General features: G+C 56.5%; 16 protein-coding genes. 9 read left to right on the top strand and 7 right to left on the bottom strand.

Annotated elements, in window-relative coordinates:
• Positions 1–7 precede the first annotated feature (7 nt).
• From V6N04_RS09195 to V6N04_RS09210, 4 genes are all read left to right on the top strand, one after another.
• Entirely contained in the window at positions 8–982 is a 975-nt protein-coding gene (locus V6N04_RS09195; RefSeq protein WP_371169848.1) for a type II secretion system F family protein, read from the top strand.
• A gap of 73 nt (positions 983–1055) precedes the next feature.
• Positions 1056–1643 (top strand): tetratricopeptide repeat protein, encoded by a 588-nt coding sequence (locus V6N04_RS09200; protein ID WP_371169998.1) that lies wholly within the window; start codon positions 1056–1058, stop codon positions 1641–1643.
• 31 nt (positions 1644–1674) lie between these two features.
• Positions 1675–2541, top strand: a complete 867-nt coding sequence (locus V6N04_RS09205; RefSeq protein ID WP_371169849.1) for a tetratricopeptide repeat protein — start codon at positions 1675–1677, stop codon at positions 2539–2541.
• 7 nt (positions 2542–2548) lie between these two features.
• On the top strand, positions 2549–3049 hold the full coding sequence (locus tag V6N04_RS09210; RefSeq protein WP_371169850.1) for a prepilin peptidase: 501 nt from the start codon (positions 2549–2551) through the stop codon (positions 3047–3049).
• A gap of 64 nt (positions 3050–3113) precedes the next feature.
• Here the strand turns inward: V6N04_RS09210 and V6N04_RS09215 are convergent, their stop codons facing one another.
• Positions 3114–4817 carry a hypothetical protein gene (locus V6N04_RS09215; protein ID WP_371169851.1) on the bottom strand — a complete coding sequence of 568 codons (1704 nt, stop codon included), beginning with the start codon at positions 4815–4817 and terminating at the stop codon, positions 3114–3116.
• A 143-nt stretch (positions 4818–4960) separates the two neighbouring features.
• Between V6N04_RS09215 and V6N04_RS09220 the strand changes: the two genes are divergently transcribed.
• The 5 genes from V6N04_RS09220 to V6N04_RS09240 all read left to right on the top strand — a co-directional run bounded on the left by V6N04_RS09220 (position 4961) and on the right by V6N04_RS09240 (position 10872).
• Positions 4961–6253, top strand: a complete 1293-nt coding sequence (locus V6N04_RS09220) for an ATPase (protein WP_371169999.1) — start codon at positions 4961–4963, stop codon at positions 6251–6253.
• A 115-nt stretch (positions 6254–6368) separates the two neighbouring features.
• A complete protein-coding gene (locus V6N04_RS09225; protein WP_371170000.1) occupies positions 6369–8783 on the top strand; it encodes a ligase-associated DNA damage response DEXH box helicase in 2415 nt (804 codons plus the stop codon).
• Positions 8784–8850: 67 nt separating this feature from the next.
• Entirely contained in the window at positions 8851–9513 is a 663-nt protein-coding gene (gene pdeM, locus V6N04_RS09230) for a ligase-associated DNA damage response endonuclease PdeM (RefSeq protein ID WP_371169852.1), read from the top strand.
• Between the two features lie 69 nt (positions 9514–9582).
• Complete coding sequence (locus tag V6N04_RS09235) at positions 9583–10020, top strand: PaaI family thioesterase (protein ID WP_371169853.1); 438 nt, start codon at positions 9583–9585, stop codon at positions 10018–10020.
• 57 nt (positions 10021–10077) lie between these two features.
• The gene (locus V6N04_RS09240) at positions 10078–10872 is read left to right on the top strand and encodes a crotonase/enoyl-CoA hydratase family protein (RefSeq protein ID WP_371169854.1); all 795 of its coding nucleotides are present in this window, start codon (positions 10078–10080) and stop codon (positions 10870–10872) included.
• Between the two features lie 17 nt (positions 10873–10889).
• Here V6N04_RS09240 and V6N04_RS09245 read toward each other — a convergent pair whose 3' ends face one another.
• From V6N04_RS09245 to V6N04_RS09270, 6 genes are all read right to left on the bottom strand, one after another.
• Positions 10890–11942 (bottom strand): Hint domain-containing protein, encoded by a 1053-nt coding sequence (locus tag V6N04_RS09245; protein WP_371169855.1) that lies wholly within the window; start codon positions 11940–11942, stop codon positions 10890–10892.
• Positions 11943–12191: 249 nt separating this feature from the next.
• Positions 12192–13094: a bifunctional methylenetetrahydrofolate dehydrogenase/methenyltetrahydrofolate cyclohydrolase FolD gene (gene folD, locus V6N04_RS09250; protein ID WP_371169856.1), complete on the bottom strand. Its 903-nt coding sequence runs from the start codon at positions 13092–13094 to the stop codon at positions 12192–12194.
• 23 nt (positions 13095–13117) lie between these two features.
• Positions 13118–13999: a bifunctional 5,10-methylenetetrahydrofolate dehydrogenase/5,10-methenyltetrahydrofolate cyclohydrolase gene (locus tag V6N04_RS09255; protein ID WP_371169857.1), complete on the bottom strand. Its 882-nt coding sequence runs from the start codon at positions 13997–13999 to the stop codon at positions 13118–13120.
• Positions 14000–14081: 82 nt separating this feature from the next.
• On the bottom strand, positions 14082–15758 hold the full coding sequence (locus V6N04_RS09260; RefSeq protein WP_371169858.1) for a formate--tetrahydrofolate ligase: 1677 nt from the start codon (positions 15756–15758) through the stop codon (positions 14082–14084).
• Between the two features lie 198 nt (positions 15759–15956).
• Positions 15957–16334, bottom strand: a complete 378-nt coding sequence (locus tag V6N04_RS09265) for an MOSC domain-containing protein (RefSeq protein WP_371169859.1) — start codon at positions 16332–16334, stop codon at positions 15957–15959.
• 75 nt (positions 16335–16409) lie between these two features.
• Entirely contained in the window at positions 16410–16541 is a 132-nt protein-coding gene (locus V6N04_RS09270) for a hypothetical protein (RefSeq protein WP_371169860.1), read from the bottom strand.
• Positions 16542–16616: the final 75 nt, after the last annotated feature.

Raw genomic sequence — 16616 nt, forward strand, 5'->3', positions numbered from 1 at the left:
TCTGGATATGGAACAGCTAAACACGCTTCTAACTGACCTATTGGGGCCGGCCGGTCCCCTTCTTGCCGTCGGAGCACTGGGGATTGTTCTGATTGTTGTGACGATTCCGTTCCTGCTAAGGCGGAATGTCGACCCGCTGGAAAAGTTGCGCAAGACGCGTGAAAACGGCACTCATTCTGGACAGAAAGTTGACCTTCGCGTTGCATCTGGCTCTGACAAGCTGGAAAAGTACTCGGCCTTTCTGGAACCGCAAGACGCCGAAGAGTATTCGGCCGTTCAACTGAAGCTTCTTCAGGCAGGTTACCCTGGTAAAAACGCCGTCCGTACATTCCACTTTGCCCAGTTTGCCTTGGGGATCGGCTTCCTGATCGTGGGCATCTTGTTGACCATCCTCAAAACTGCCAATGGCCAAGAAATGTCGACACAGGCGCGTATGCTTTGGATCTTAATTCCCGGCGTGTGCGGCTATATGCTTCCGAAGTACTGGGTCACCCGCCGAGTTGAAACACGCAAAGAGGAAATCACAAATGGGTTTCCAGACGCGTTGGACATGATGTTGACCTGCGTGGAAGCCGGCCAGTCGCTTGATCAATCGATCCTGCGCGTTGCCAAAGAAATCCGGGCCTCCTACCCTGCGCTGGCAGATGAGTTTTCAATTGTGTCGAACGAAATGAAGGCTGGTAAGGATCGTATCCAGGTGCTGCGCGATCTTGCGGAGCGGTCCGGCGTCCCGGATGTCGCGAGCTTCGTGACAGTGATGATCCAGTCTGCCACTTTCGGTACCTCAATTGCGGATGCTCTTCGTGTCTACGCAAGTGAAATGCGGGACAAACGCGTAATGAGGGCGGAAGAGAAGGCAAACACCTTGCCGACCAAGATGACACTTGCCACAATGATGCTGACCGTGCCGCCGCTTTTGATCATTCTGATTGGACCATCTGTGTACGGAATTTACGAGACCCTCAAGTCGGTCCGCTTCTGAAAAGCAACGGGCCGCGCGACGGAGAAACCACTTGAGCACGCGCAGCCCAATCCAACAAACACCAATAACCATCTTGAAATCTTGGGCGTGTCGCAGCGCCTCAAAAGGCGCCGCGACTGGACTGTTCGTCGTAGCATTGACAGCCTGTGCACCCGGAACCAGCCCCTTTGCAAAGGACAACGGCCCCTATGCACCGACCGCGTTGAAACGCGGTGAAGATTCCATAGACGGGCTGACGGTCGGCCACCGGCTAACTGCGGCCGGCGAACATGAGCTTGCACTGAAGGCATATCTGCGAGCGGCCGGTGAACAGGGTGTGACGGTTGACGTGCTCTCTGCTATTGGATCCGCCAACTTGCAGCTGGGGCGCCTGGGCCAAGCTGAGCGCATCTTGCGGCAAGCTACCAAAAAGGATGACACCTTCGCGCCCGCTTGGAACAATTTGGGCGTTGTCTTAATGGAAACGGGTCAAACCGGCGAGGCCGCACGGGTTTTCGAGATCGCTTTCGGGCTGGATCGTGGCCAATCTGCCCGCATTCGCGAGAATTTGCGCCTCGCGCTCGCCAAAATGGAAAACCCTGACTATGATCAGGGCCACAATGATACATTCGCACTGGTGCGACGAGGAACAGGGGATTACCTGCTTCTGTCGCAGATATAAGCGAAGACACGAGCAGTAAAAGGACGCAAAAATGCGCCAATCGATTTTGTTAACTCTCTGCCTTGGCAGTGCCCTCGCCCTTTCCGCTTGCAACAAGCCGAAGTCGGGCGAAGAAGACGTCGAACGGGCTCTCGGAGACCTGAATGTCATCGACGAAAGTAATCTCAACGACATCATGCTGACAGTTGGTGACCCGAACGAGGCCGTTGTTTATTTCAAGCGCGCGTCGGAAGCCCAGCCCAATCGGATCGACCTTAAACGAGGGCTGGCACAATCCCTGATCCGCGCCAAACGCCCGGCAGAAGCGGTGCCTGTCTGGAAATCCATCACCGCAAGCGCAGGGGCCACGAATGTCGATCGGGTCAATCTGGCCGACGCCCTTATCCGGGCAGGTGACTGGAAACAGGCCGAAGCTGTTCTGAACAAAGTCCCACCGACCCACGAAACCTACCGCCGCTATCGGTTAGAGGCGATGATCGCGGACAGCAACAAGCAATGGAAAAAGGCCGATAGTTTCTACGAGACTGCCGTCGGACTGACCACGAACCCGGGTTCTGTCATGAACAACTGGGGGTATTCCAAGCTGACCCGCGCCGACTACAAAGGCGCCGAGAAGCTCTTTTCGCAGGCGCTGTCTTACGACAACAAACTGTTTACCGCGAAAAACAACCTGGTCTTGGCGCGCGGTGCGCAACGTAAATACGACCTACCCGTTATCCAGATGACACAGATCGAGCGCGCGCAGCTTTTGCATACGCTGGCTCTTTCGGCGATCAAGCAGGGCGATGTGTCCATCGGAAAAGGCCTTTTGCGCGAAGCCATCGACACTCATCCCCAACATTTCGAGGCAGCAACACGCGCCTTGGAGGCGTTGGAAAACAACGTCTCGAACGGGTAAAGCAGGGATGAGCACGGCTATGTCAAGCTGGGCGGCCTTGGTGTTTCTGCCCTTCGTCGTACCAATTGCGCTGTGGGTCGTGTGGTCCGATCTGTCGCGGATGAAGATCCCGAACAAGTCCGTTGTGGCATTGACGGCGGTTTTCGCCGTCGTCGGGTTGTTCGCTCTTCCACTGGAAGATTATCTTTGGCGTTGGCTCCATCTGGTCGTCGTCTTGGTGATCGGGTTCGTCATGAACGTGATGCGGATGTTGGGGGCCGGAGATGCCAAATTTGCTGCCGCCATGGCCCCGTTTGTGGCGCTGTCTGATGCCACTTTGGTCATGATGATCCTTGCGGTCATGATTGTCGCGGGATTTATTTTGCACCGCTTGGCCAAGAATATCGACTGGCTGCGCGCCGCGACCCCAAACTGGGAAAGCTGGACGCGGCGTGACTATCCGATGGGGTTAAGCCTTGGCGCCACGCTGATCGTATATCTCGTGCTCGCGGCGCTAACCGGACCGTAATCTGACATTATTCCGACAAGAGGAAAACGCCGCAATCGTTTGAATTGCGGCGTTTTTATTGGAATTACTCGCTAGATACGGCGTTCTGACCGCCATCATCTATTACACGAGAAGATTCCACTTTTGTTGGATGCTCACCGGGCAAGCTATAAAGCGTATAATAGGGTGTTCGGCGAACTTCTTTCACCCGATCGCTCCATTCCTGGCCCGACACCTCGTCCAGAATTTTCTTACGCGTATCCGCAGAAAGTGGACAGTTGGGCACCAGAAGATAGTCCGCGTTTGCAATCCCACTCAGAGCCCCATAGTACCACGGCGCCCCACCTTTCAAAGGTGCAAGATCTGCATAGAGCCAGTAGCTCGACAAAAGGTCGGCGGTGAACAATGCCTTCCCTTTGGCGTCCGGCCAGCTCGCGATATCATTGGCCACGGCCTGAAACCACGCGACCATACCAAGTTCTAACGAGCAGTACTCAAGCGCCCGCCCCTTGAAGGTCACATCTGTATCATCGCGCTGACCCTCTTCGACCAAACTGGCAAACAGGCTGTCTGCACCGTCATAGGCGCGGCGCACATCAACCCGGCCTGCCCGCGGTCCGAACGTCTGTAAATCTTCGTTCAGACCACTGTTGGGCATGAGCGGCAGATATTTCCCGGTAGCGGTCGCATAGTGCCGGAATGGGCTGGCCGTCAGGTTTAGAAAACTCGGAAAGGAAAAGGCCAAAGCAGCAACCGCAGTATAGGTTAGCGCCCTTTGCAAATCCCACCCGAACCCGTTGAACACCGGGCCCTCGGGGCGCAGCGCCACCAAGAGCAGACCCAGAAGCCACAACCACTGCGGATCGTTGCCAAAGTTTTGATAAGTCACATAGAAAAAACCTGGCAGCAAAAGCAGCATGATCAACCCTTCGGTCATGCGCCCGGACTGTCTAAGGAACACAACAGACAAGATCGCCACCAACGACCCGCCCAGATAGGCCGGTGCACTGACCACATAAGAGAAGTTGTAACCCGGTTGGGGGCGCACATCTGATCCTGCGACATTCAGCAAGTCACGCAGATAGGCCAACCAGATGACCGGTGTGCCGACCCAAAGCGTAACCAAACCCGCTGCCACCAATCCCGAGATAACAGCCCATAAAAACACACGGCCCGCGCGGCGGGCCACAAGGCCAACTAAAACGGCCGGAAGGAAGGCCGCAAAGTAAGTCACCTTGATCATCGCCATGACGGCCATGGCAAGGCCGATTACCATACCGTCAATGCTTGGATTCGCTGAGTTTTTTGCGGGCAAAACTATCGTGGTGATAGCCAAGAAGGCCGCCGCCCAAGCCCAGCGATTATAATGCATCGAGATGGTCGTGCTGTCGTTGCCCTCGCCATACAGTAGCGCGACAGAGAAGATTATGATCGTTGCTGCAAACACATAGGACCAAATCCCGTCAAATCGCGTCCGTGCCACCCACCATGTTGGCAGGAAAAACACCGCTGCTACAAGCAGTTGGCCAGCCAAAATAGCATGCCCGACACCCATTCCAGCCTCAAGAAAAACCGAGATCGGCGCAAACGCCAAAACACCGATTGGCGTAACAAAATCAAGGTGCGGCCACTCACCCTCACCCATCCTGATCAGCATTTGCAGCAAGTGAAGCGTGTCGCCTTCGTGCTTGCTGATGAACAATCCGCCCTTCGTAAAGAACAGGATTGCATACAAAATCCATAGGCTGGCCATGAAGGCTGCCAAAAACTTGCCTTTATTTGTGCTCATACCTGCCCTCATTCTTTTGTAGCCAAAATAGCGTCAATACGGCGCCACGCAAAGCTTTGTAATCAGTTGGTCATTTTATTGACTCAGCTGTTTGAAACCGCAACAACAGATCGGGCATGACAATGAATGTACATAACGCGGACATGATCGCCCCTACCCCGGCAATGAACTTGTCTGAAACCGGGCTGACCATGGTGATGATGCGGGACATCCTGCTAAAAACCATGTTCCGTACCAATCTGGAGCAGATCAGCGATCTTGAGCGTGTGATTTGCTTGCCCGCCCGCGCGGTGCAGGAGCTGATCGATATGTGCCGCGATGGCGGTTTGGTCGAGGCGATGGGCACACTTCACGCAGGCTCGCAATCCTCGGAAATGGGGTATCGCCTGTCGGACACGGGCAAGGCGCGGGCGTTGGATGCGTTGTCGCAATCTGAATATTTCGGTGCAATGCCAGTCCCGATGGAGATGTACGCACAGCAGGTCAAACGCCAATCAATCCGCAACATCACCATGACGCGCGGCCAGCTAACAGGCGCGATGGGTCACCTGATCCTGCCGCCTGATCTTCTTGACCAGCTTGGGCCAGCCGTTGGTTCGGGCCGCTCGATCCTGATGTATGGCCCTCCGGGCAACGGAAAATCGTCGATCTCGAACGGGATTCGTGACGCTTTGGGCGACAATATCTATGTTCCCCACGCGATCGAATACTCGGGTCAGGTGATCACGGTCTATGACCCAATTGTTCACACCAAGGCCGAAACTGGCGATGAAAACTCAGGTGCGCTGCGCCGTGCTGTGAAAAAATATGACCGTCGCTATGTCTTGTGTGAACGCCCCACGGTGATCACCGGTGGTGAATTGACGCTGGGTATGCTCGATCTGGTCTATAACCCGACGGCGCGGACCTATACGGCGTCGTTGCAGCTTAAATCCTCTGGCGGTGTGTTCATCGTCGACGACCTTGGCCGTCAGGCCGATCCGCCCCAGGCGCTGATCAACCGTTGGATTGTTCCTTTGGAGGAAAACAAAGACATCTTGGCCCTGCAATCGGGTGAAAAGTTCGAGGTGCCGTTTGACACGCTGGTCATCTTCTCGACCAACTTCCACCCGAACAAGATCTTCGATAAGGCGGCGTTGCGCCGGATCTTCTATAAGATCAAGATTGATGGCCCGGATCAGGAAGGCTTCCTGAAAATCTTTGCGATGGTCGCGAAGAAAAAGGGGATGCCGCTTGATCAGGACGCGTTGGTGCATTTGCTGAAGAAGAAATACCCAACGATTGACAACATCTATGCGAACTATCAGCCAGTTTTCCTGATCGACCAGATGCTGTCGATCTGCGATTTTGAGGGCATTCCCCCGCAGATGACCCCAGAACTGATCGACCGTGCATGGGAAAATATGTTCGTGAAGGAAGAAGAAATCGTACACTAGCACGCGCCTTGCGACAGTCAATTTAGGGCGATCCGACACCAATCGGTTCGCCCTTTTTCTTATCCGATGCAGATAGGGCATGTTCACGCCGCGCCGCATTTCCTATCCTGCCCCCATGGCCACCTTGCCCCCCCTTTTTGAAAGCTGGTTTGACCAACGCGGCTGGACCCCGCACCCGCATCAACAGACGATGCTTGATCGGTCAAACGAGGCTGCCACCATGCTGATCGCGCCCACTGGAGGCGGCAAAACTTTGGCCGGGTTCCTGCCGAGCCTTGTCGAATTGGGAAACACACCCGTACCGGGTCTGCACACGCTCTATATCTCGCCACTCAAGGCTTTGGCGGCAGATATGCGGCGCAACCTGACCGCCCCGATTGAGGATATGGGGTTGGCCATCCGGGTCGAGGATCGTTCGGGCGACACCACCCAGACCCGCAAGAAAGCGCAACGCGCCGACCCTCCGCATATCCTGCTAACCACGCCAGAAAGCCTTGCGCTTTTGCTAAGCTACGAAGACGCCCCGCGCATGTTCGCGGGGTTAAAGCGTGTCGTCGTGGACGAACTGCATGCGCTGGCCGAAAGCAAGCGTGGCGATCAATTGATGCTGTGCCTGTCACGCCTCGCGGCGCTTTGCCCCGGTTTGAAACGTGTGGGACTGTCCGCGACCGTCGAAGACCCGCCCGCGCTTGCGAGCTTTCTGGCCCCACATCCGACGGATTGCCAGATCATCACCGCAGACCCCGGCCCTGATCCTGAAATCGGCATGCTGACGACCGAAACGCCGCCGCCTTGGTCAGGCGGGGGTGGACGTTATGCGATCCGCGAAGTTCTGGAAGAAGTTGCCAAACATAAGACCACTCTGATCTTCCACAACACTCGCGCACAGGCCGAAATCTTCTTCCACCATCTTTGGCTGGCCAATGACACGTCCCTGCCCATTGGCATCCACCATGGATCGCTGTCACTTGAGCAGCGCAAGAAGGTCGAGGCCGCAATGGTCGCGGGCAGTCTGCGCGCTGTAGTCTGCACTGGGTCGCTGGACCTTGGGCTGGATTGGGGCGATGTCGATCTGGTCATACAGGTCGGCGCACCCAAAAACGTGAAACGGTTGGTGCAGCGTATCGGGCGGGCCAACCACCGCTACAACGCGCCCTCGAAAGCATTAATCCTGCCCGCAAACCGCTGGGAGGTGATCGAATGCCACGCCGCGATCGAGGCCGTATTGGCCCACGATCTGGACGGCGATCCGCGCGGTCCCGGTCCACGCGACGTGCTTTGCCAACACATCCTGATCACCGCCTGCTCTGCCCCATTTGAGGCGGACACACTTTACACAGAAGTAACGAGCGCCGGGCCATATGCGGCCCTGACCCGCGCGGAATTTGACGATTGCCTCGATTTTGTCGCCACGGGGGGCTATGCCCTGCGCGCCTACGATCGGTGGCAGCGGCTAATGCAACGTGCTGACGGATTATGGCAGCTCCGCGATCCGCGTTTGACACAGCAAGTACGGATGAATGTGGGCACGATCATAGACAAGGACACGCTGAAGGTGCGGATGAAGGGGCGGTCCGGCGCATCTGGCGGCAAGCCACTGGGCGAGGTTGAGGAAAGCTTCGCCGCCTCGCTGGTGCCCGGCGACACGTTCCTGATGGGCGGCAAGATCGTCCGCTTTGAATCCTTGCGCGAGATGGAGGTGCAGGTCAGTCGCGACCGTGGCAGAAAGCCCAAACTTGCGGTGTTCTCCGGCACCAAGTTCTCGACTTCAACGCAACTATCAGAGCGTATCCTCGATCTGCTGCACCGATCCCCCCTGCCCGAACTTCCACGCCACACGCTGGACTGGATCGAACTTCAACGCGAGGTCAGCCAGCTTCCGCGCGCGGGTCGCATTCTGGTCGAAAGTTTCGATCACGAAGATCGCCCCCATACCTGCATCTACGGCTTCGCTGGCAAGAACGCCCAGCAGACACTGGGGCTGATGGTCACCCGGAGGATGGAGGAAATGGGGCTTGGCCCGTTGGGCTTCGTCGCCACTGATTATGCCACTTTGATCTGGTCGGTCTCACATCTGGACAACCCGGCACAGGCGCTGGATGCCTCTGGTCTGCGCGAAGGGCTGGACGGCTGGTTGGTCGAAAACGCGTTGATGAAACGCAGCTTCAAGGGCGCGGCCACCATCGCCGGTCTGATCACGCGCAATCTGCCGGGCAAACGGTCGTCCGGGCGGCAGGCGACGTTCTCGGCTGACATCCTTTATGACACGCTTCGTAAATACGATCCGGATCATCTGCTTTTATCCATCACTCGGGAAGAAGCAATGCGAGGGCTGATTGGGTTTGGGCGCATTGAAGAAATGCTCAAGCGAACCGGTGGGCAAATCGATCATGTACATCCCGGCCGCGTGACGCCCTTCGCTGCCCCGCTGTTCCTAGAGGTCGGAAAAGTACCCGTCGATGGTGCCGGACAAGAGGCGCTAGTGCGCGCCGAAGCGGATCGCCTGATGGCCGAGGCTGGTCTGGCCTAAAAACCATACCGGCCTTGGGCACAGGAAATGCTTGCAATATGCCCCGAAATCGAATTTGGAGAAGGGCATGAAGGGGTACGAGTTTATTTTCACGGGGGTGAAGCTGACCTTGCTGCCGTCTGGTGCACTTTGGTGGCCGGACGAACACCTTCTGTGCGTGTCCGACCTTCATCTTGGTAAATCAGAGCGTATAGCCCGAAAGGGTGGCGCGATCCTTCCGCCTTACGAAACCCGCGATACGTTGCTGCGACTGGAACGTGACATTGAGGCGACCGGAACGGACACGATTGTCTGTCTTGGTGACAGTTTTGACGACCTCGAAGCGTCCGGGAATTTGCCCGAGGATGAGGCCCTGTGGCTTACCCGCCTGATGGCAGGTCGTCGCTGGGTCTGGATCGAAGGCAATCATGATCCCGGCCCCATTGAATTTGCGGGCACGCATCTGGCCGAGCTGTTGCAGCCGCCACTTCACTTCCGCCACATCGCCCGCGTCGGGGCCGCTGGCGAAATTACTGGTCACTTTCATCCCAAGGCCCAGCTGCACATCAAGGGGCGGACCGTTAGCCGCCCCTGTATGCTGTTTGACGGAGATCGCGTGATCATGCCTTCTTATGGCACCTATACGGGCGGGCTTCGCTCTGACCATTCCGTCCTGTCCCGCCTAATGCGGCCCGAGGCGATTGCTGTCTTGCTGGGGTCGCCTCCGCAACCTATTCCGATGCCACGGTAAAACAGTGACGCGGCGTTCTACGTCAAGAACCCGCGGGATATGCTAGTGACTTTGGTGAAAGGATCGCCAATGTCAGACTTGTCCGCCGATACAATCCGCACGGTTCAACAAAGCTTCGCCGCTCAAAACATGATGACCCTGATCGGGGCTGAGATCACGAACCTGACCCACGGTTCTTGCGAGATCACCGCGCCGATACCAGACACGATGCGCCAGCAACATGGGTTTGGTCACGCTGCGTTAACCTTCGCAATTGGCGATACCGCCGCGGGATATGCCGCGCTATCGGCAATGCCCAAAGCCCACGAGGTTCTGACATCCGAGATTAAGATCAATCTGATGGCACCCGCCAAGGGGGATAAACTGATCGCCCAAGGGCGTGTCTTGCGCATTGGGCGGCGTTTGATCCCTGTCGAGGCAGAGGTATGGGCCGAAGACGGCACCAATCGCATTCTGATCGCCAAGTTGCTGGGCACTATGGTGCCAGTCAAAACTGCCGCAACGTGACGGTTGGCGAAACTGACCCAACAGGTCACACTTCCAAGGCCTAGACAGGAGACCCAAATGTCAGACCGCGTTCGCATCACCGAAGACAACCAAGTGGCCACCGTTACGCTGACCCGCGCCGAGAAACGCAACGCGCTGGACCTGGATATGATCCGCACAATTGTCGCGGCTGGTGAAGCCTTGGCTGCGCGCAAAGACATCCGCGCTGTAATACTGACTGGCGACGGGCCTGCGTTTTCTGCCGGGCTGGATCTGGCTGCCATGCCTGAGATTGCGCAATTCGCAATGCAGGGTGGCGTTTTTCTGGAACGCACGCATGGGATTTCGAACCTGTTTCAAGCAGCCTCGATGGTTTGGGCCGAGATGCCCCAACCGGTGATCGCGGCCGTGCACGGCTATGCCTTCGGTGGGGCCTTCCAGATCATGCTGGGTGCCGATATGCGTATCGCGGCGCCCGACACTCGGTTTTCCATTATGGAGGGTCGTTGGGGCATCATTCCCGACATGGGTGGCATGGTTTTGATGCGACGTCTGGCGCGAGGCGACGTGATCCGCAAGCTCACCTACTCCGCCGAACAATTCGAGGGACCAGAGGCGCTTGACTATGGCTTCATCACCGAACTTGCGGACGATCCGTTGGCGCGTGCACAGGCTTTGGCCGCTGACATCGCGGCAAAATCTCCTGACGCCATTCGCGCCGCTAAAGCGCTAATCCGGGACACCGAGCATTTGGGGTGGGAGGACACGCTGATCGCGGAAAGCCATGCGCAAGAGAAACTGATGGGCAAGCCCAATCAGATGGAGGCAGTGGTCGCCGGTATGCAGAAACGGGCACCAAAATTTACTGACTAAGTACCGCGCGACAAGCTTTAAGCCACCGCCAGAAGGGGCTTTTTGTTGTTCACATGACGGCGCACAAGGCTCTTCATAAGTTTCCCCTTTGGGGGGCAGAACCGCGCCATCTCAGGTATGTATTCTGGTGACGCCAATTCCGGAAACAGCGATATAATCTCGGCATACGCGTCGTCACCAACGCTTTTCAACGCTTCTTTTCCAGTGAACAGGCTTTCCGTCGGCGCGCCTTCGGAAAACACAATCTCGTGCTTGTCAAACAGCAAGTGCATGTAGGTTACCGGCGCGTCGATCGTGTCAAAATAGATACCCGGGATTTCAACAAGCTTGTGGGCCGGAATCAGTGTCTCGTCCCCTCCAAACATCCGGTTTGCAATAGGCGAGCGCACCAGAATACGATGTTGTGGAGAGACACAAAGATCGGCTTTCGGGAGGTTAGCTCCAAGCGCCCCTGCGGTAATGCGAATGGGTTTGAGTTTCGGTTTCATAATCATCTCACGAACGCTGAGCGTGCGCGACCCGATCCACCGGATTTTCTGAGCACCATTGTCCAGCGTTAGCACCTCGTCGCCCACACCAAGTGTCTCAATCTTCTCAGGGCCACGAGGTGTATCAATCAAAGTACCTGCCACAAAGCAAGGAACGATTGAACTGACGGGAATGGACGGGCCATTATTCGTGACTGCGACGACAGTCAGCGTCGTCCCTGTTGGCGGAATCTCACCGTTCAAGAATGCGATGAAGTACCCTTGTTCAGCGGTTGGCCACTGATAGGTGCCATTGCCATTGATATCCCAGTCCATGACGCCGACTTCGTAGGTGTCAGTCCCGTCTGTAACCTGAATGGTGTAGTCCCATATGACCACCTCGCCGTTGTAGGTTTGAGATGGGTCATTGGGCGTTTCATTGATGATATTATCGCCAGATACGACCGATGCGTCCCCGCCGTCCGAGATGGTGATCCTGCTGTAGGAACCAATCTGGAACGTCGACCCAATCGTGGCATAGGTCGCCGTGTTGTTCGACATCGTCGTATCGGTGCGAAACGCACCGTATATATTGATAGCCATATATTACCTGCAGCGCCCTTTTTCGGACGCCCTTCTCCCGCGACTTCAAGTTCGCGTTGTCTGCTCAATTTGCCCGCAGCTTTTTTGGGTGCCGCGTTTGCAGGTAAATGGTTAACAAATTATCTCGAAAGGTGATTCACTAAAATATATCACCCGTTTGCAGAGTGTTTTGAATGCAACAGTTTGTGGCTCGAAACGCAAAAAGGGCGGACAAAAGCCCGCCCAATTAACCATAGATTGAATAAAAGCTTAGGCAGTCAACCCTTCAGGTTCTGCAAGCCCGTTAGCGCGACAACACGCCGTCAATGTGTTTGCCAGCAGGCACGCGATGGTCATGGGACCAACACCTCCTGGGACGGGCGTAATTGCCCCCGCGACCGCTGACGCGCTTTCAAAGTGCACATCGCCCACAAGGCGCGTTTTCCCTTCGCCTTTCTCAGGCGCATCAATCCGGTTGATGCCCACGTCGATCACAGTGGCCCCTTCTTTGATCCAGTCACCCGGCACCATTTCGGGGCGACCTACAGCGGCTACAACGATGTCAGCACCGCGTACGACGTCAGGCAAGTCCTTCGTGCGGCTGTGCGCGATGGTCACGGTGCAGCTGTCGCCCAACAACAGCTGCGCCATTGGTTTGCCCACGATGTTCGAGCGGCCAACGACCACGGCATTCAGCCCCGATAGCGACCCGTGATGATCGCGCAGCATCATCAGACAACCCAGCGGGGTGCATGGCACCATGGATTTCTGACCCGTGCTAAGCAGACCAACGTTTGAGATATGGAACCCGTCCACATCCTTGGCCGGATCAATCGAATTGATCACAAGGTCTTCGTTCAAATGGCCCGGCAGCGGCAACTGCACAAGGATACCATGCACCGCAGGGTCTTTGTTCAGCTTGTCGACCAGCGCCAGCAAATCTGCTTCCGAGGTATCCACGTCCAGCTTGTGTTCATAGCTGTTCATGCCCACTTCGACCGTTTGCTTGCCTTTCGATCTTACGTAAACCTGGCTCGCAGGGTCTTCACCCACCAGCACCACAGCAAGTCCAGGCGTTATGCCATTTTCTTCTTTCAAACGCGTGACATGCGCGGCGACCTTCTCGCGCACGGTTGCGGCAAACGCTTTGCCGTCGATGATCTGAGCCGTCATTACCCTGTCTCCTTACCTATCGATCAAATGTCGGTCCGCGCATAAGCGTCCCGGTAATGGTTCATCTGCATCGCAGTGGCTTCCACCGCGTTTGACATCAGTGTTGCGACCGTCACAGGGCCGACCCCGCCGGGGACCGGTGTAATCCAGCCTGCCACTTCAGCGCAGCTTTCGAAATCTGCATCACCAACGGTCTTTCCATCGACCCGGTTGATGCCGATGTCAATGACAACACATCCGGGTTTCAGCATTTCGCCGGTCACCAAACCCGGCTTCCCGACCGCAACAAAAACTGCGTCTGCCGCGCGTGAGTGCATCGCGACGGAACGCGTCATGTGGTGACACACCGTGACCGTCGCCCCAAGCCCCATCAAAAGGAACGCGATGGGTTTCCCTACGATCTCAGAATGGCCAATCACGGTGACATTCAGGCCTTCGATATCCAAGGGCAGTGTTTTCAGGATCTCAACCGCAGCAACTGCCGTACACGGCCCTAGCGCCAGATCGTTGTAGACGATGTTACCGATCGACGCCGGGTGCATCCCCTCGACATCCTTCAACGGATGCACAAGCTTCTGTAGCGTCTTCACCGGGATATGGTCAGGGAGCGGTCGTTGAATGATGATCCCGTTCACACGCGGGTCAGCATTCAGGCCTTGGATAATTCCCGACAACTGCTCAAGCGATGTTTCTTCTGGGTAATCGCGCGCCTCAAACTCAACGCCCGCGCTTTCAGCGCTTTTCTGTTGGTTGCGCACATAAAGTGCGGCAGCGGATGTATCGCCAACGGACAGCGACACCAGCTTTGGCGACCAGCCTTGCTCGGTCAGTTCTGCCGCGCGTTTGGCGACGTCGTTCCTCATATCTGCGGCAATGGATTTGCCGTCGATCAGGGTGGCACTCATGGCCCCTCTCCTTCTTTACGGGAAGTTGGGTGAGGACTTCAAAACAAAGGGGCGGGAAAAACCCGCCCCTTTTTTGGTTAGATCAGAACAGACCTTCGACTTCGCCGTCCGCATTCAGCCCGATCGACAAAGCAGCAGGTTTGCGTGGAAGACCCGGCATGGTCATGATTGCGCCGCAGACCACAACGATGAAGCCAGCGCCAGCCGACAGGCGCACTTCGCGCACGGGCACCGAATGCCCTGTGGGTGCACCGCGCAGGTCCGGGTCGGTCGAGAACGAGTACTGCGTCTTCGCCATACAGACCGGCAGGTTGCCGTATCCAGCTTCTTCCCAATCGCGCAACTGATTGCGGATTTTGTTGTCCGCCAGAACCTCGTCCGCGCGATAGATGCGCTTGGCGATGGTTTCAATCTTTTCCATCAGTGGCATGTCGTCAGGATAGATCGGTGCGAAGTTGGCTTGATCTGCATCTGCGATCTCGGCCACGCGGGTCGCCAAGTCTGCTGACCCTTCCGAGCCCAGTTCCCAGTGGCGCGACAGGATCGCTTCCGACCCGTGGCTGTCCACATAGGTTTTCACAGCGTTCACTTCAGCATCTGTGTCAGTGACGAAGTGGTTAATGGCGACAACAACTGGCACACCGAAGGATTTCAAGTTCTCGATGTGGCGACCAAGGTTGGCGCAACCATTTTCGACCGCTTCCACATTCTCGGCACCCAGATCAGCCTTGGCAACGCCACCGTTCATCTTCATCGCACGCACAGTGGCGACCAGAACGACAACTGACGGGGCAAGACCAGCTTTGCGGCACTTGATGTTCATGAACTTCTCGGCACCCAGATCGGCACCGAAACCAGCCTCCGTGACCACATAGTCGGTCAGTTTCAGCGCGGTTGTGGTCGCGATTACTGAGTTACAGCCATGTGCGATGTTGGCAAACGGGCCGCCGTGAACAAAGGCCGGGTTGTTTTCCAACGTCTGTACAAGGTTTGGCTGCATCGCGTCTTTCAGCAATACGGTCATCGCTCCATCAGCGCCGATGTCGCGGCAATAAATCGGTTTGCGTGCACGGGTATAGGCCACGATGATGTCGCCCAGACGTTTCTGCAAATCTTCCAGATTGTTGGCCAGACACAGGATCGCCATAACTTCCGAGGCCACAGTGATGTCATAACCGGTCTGACGTGGGAAACCGTTCGATACACCACCCAGCGAGCACACGATGTCACGCAGCGCGCGGTCGTTCATGTCGACCACACGACGCCAAGCCACACGACGTTCGTCGATTTCCAGCTCGTTGCCCCAATAGATGTGATTGTCGATCATCGCTGACAAAAGCGAGTGCGCAGATGTGATCGCGTGGAAGTCACCTGTGAAGTGCAGGTTCATTTCTTCCATCGGAACGACCTGAGCGTAGCCGCCACCAGCAGCCCCACCCTTCATGCCGAAGTTCGGACCAAGCGACGCTTCGCGGATACACACCATAGCGTTCTTACCGATACGGTTCAGACCATCGCCCAGACCAACAGTCGTGGTTGTCTTACCTTCGCCAGCAGGCGTTGGGTTAATCGCGGTCACAAGGATCAGCTTGCCGTCTTTCTTGGACTGGACCGAGTTGATAAACTCTTGGCCGACCTTCGCTTTGTCGTGGCCATAAGGCAGTAGATGTTCGGTCGGAATGCCCAGCTTGTCACCGATCTCTTGAATCGGGCGTTTTTTTGCTTCGCGGGCAATTTCGATGTCGGATTTATAGCTCATAGCGGATCCTTCAGAAGTGAGCGCATTTTGACTGGCCACAACCCTGTTGCCTGTGGTCAGGAATGCTCAGACCTTATGGGTAGCTTGCCGTCACGACAGGGTGAAATCCGACATGTTTGCCGCGAAATTCGTCGGAATGACCGCTGCGTGTTTCCGATATGATCACTGCCCTTGCCGCGAGCCGATGGGTGTTTCCGGTCAGCGCCCGGGCTGCCATGCGCGCTGCCCCGGGATATGCAGGCGTAATGTCCCACCTAGTTTCAATGCGCCGGGACGCTCGACCCACGCTGTCACGCCGCGCTTGCCAACAGCCGCTGGTTTGAAGCCGATGCCGTGACCGGGACGGGCCTTTTCCACTTCGCGACTGACAAGGGTGCAGGGCTGGTTTTCCATATCAACGACCAACGTCGCCCCGTCGTCTGCCTGCAGCCGGGCCGAAGGTGGAAGGTGAGTGAAGTCCGGCAATCCCCGGACAATCATCGACGCCCCAAGCCATTCGGGGTTGATGTGATCCAATTCCAGTTCTGCGGCGACTTCCGCCAGTTCTTCTTCTGACAGGATTGACACCTGCCGCACATTCCCAATCTCGGTCCCCAAAGGATGCTGGCTTTGAACCCGCCCACAAGAAGCCCGCGTCCGCCCAGATCGCGCCTAGCCTTCGATACCGTCGTAGGACAGCTCAAGCTCTTCGCAAGCAACACTGGTCAAGGTCGCGTCCCGGTCAAGAGTTTTACCAAGCCAAGTTATTGTGGCGTAGTGATCAGTGGGGATAAGTGCGGGCATGATTGGGGTCCGTCTATGATTAGGATGTCGCGTCTGGCATGTTTCTTGATCGAACTGAGGTCCAGCTTAACCTCG

This window comes from Aliiroseovarius conchicola, from assembly GCF_041403445.1.
Lineage (GTDB): Bacteria > Pseudomonadota > Alphaproteobacteria > Rhodobacterales > Rhodobacteraceae > Aliiroseovarius > Aliiroseovarius conchicola.

Bases quoted from the DNA above. Each gene is read 5' to 3' on its own strand.
- V6N04_RS09195 (WP_371169848.1), top strand. From the start codon at position 8: ATGGAACAGCTAAACACGCTTCTAACTGACCTATTGGGGCCGGCCGGT.
- V6N04_RS09205 (WP_371169849.1), top strand. From the start codon at position 1,675: ATGCGCCAATCGATTTTGTTAACTCTCTGCCTTGGCAGTGCCCTCGCC.
- V6N04_RS09210 (WP_371169850.1), top strand. From the start codon at position 2,549: ATGAGCACGGCTATGTCAAGCTGGGCGGCCTTGGTGTTTCTGCCCTTC.
- V6N04_RS09215 (WP_371169851.1), bottom strand. From the start codon at position 4,817: ATGAGCACAAATAAAGGCAAGTTTTTGGCAGCCTTCATGGCCAGCCTA.
- V6N04_RS09220 (WP_371169999.1), top strand. From the start codon at position 4,961: ATGATCGCCCCTACCCCGGCAATGAACTTGTCTGAAACCGGGCTGACC.
- V6N04_RS09225 (WP_371170000.1), top strand. From the start codon at position 6,369: ATGGCCACCTTGCCCCCCCTTTTTGAAAGCTGGTTTGACCAACGCGGC.
- pdeM (WP_371169852.1), top strand. From the start codon at position 8,851: ATGAAGGGGTACGAGTTTATTTTCACGGGGGTGAAGCTGACCTTGCTG.
- V6N04_RS09235 (WP_371169853.1), top strand. From the start codon at position 9,583: ATGTCAGACTTGTCCGCCGATACAATCCGCACGGTTCAACAAAGCTTC.
- V6N04_RS09240 (WP_371169854.1), top strand. From the start codon at position 10,078: ATGTCAGACCGCGTTCGCATCACCGAAGACAACCAAGTGGCCACCGTT.
- V6N04_RS09245 (WP_371169855.1), bottom strand. From the start codon at position 11,942: ATGGCTATCAATATATACGGTGCGTTTCGCACCGATACGACGATGTCG.
- folD (WP_371169856.1), bottom strand. From the start codon at position 13,094: ATGACGGCTCAGATCATCGACGGCAAAGCGTTTGCCGCAACCGTGCGC.
- V6N04_RS09255 (WP_371169857.1), bottom strand. From the start codon at position 13,999: ATGAGTGCCACCCTGATCGACGGCAAATCCATTGCCGCAGATATGAGG.
- V6N04_RS09260 (WP_371169858.1), bottom strand. From the start codon at position 15,758: ATGAGCTATAAATCCGACATCGAAATTGCCCGCGAAGCAAAAAAACGC.
- V6N04_RS09270 (WP_371169860.1), bottom strand. From the start codon at position 16,541: ATGCCCGCACTTATCCCCACTGATCACTACGCCACAATAACTTGGCTT.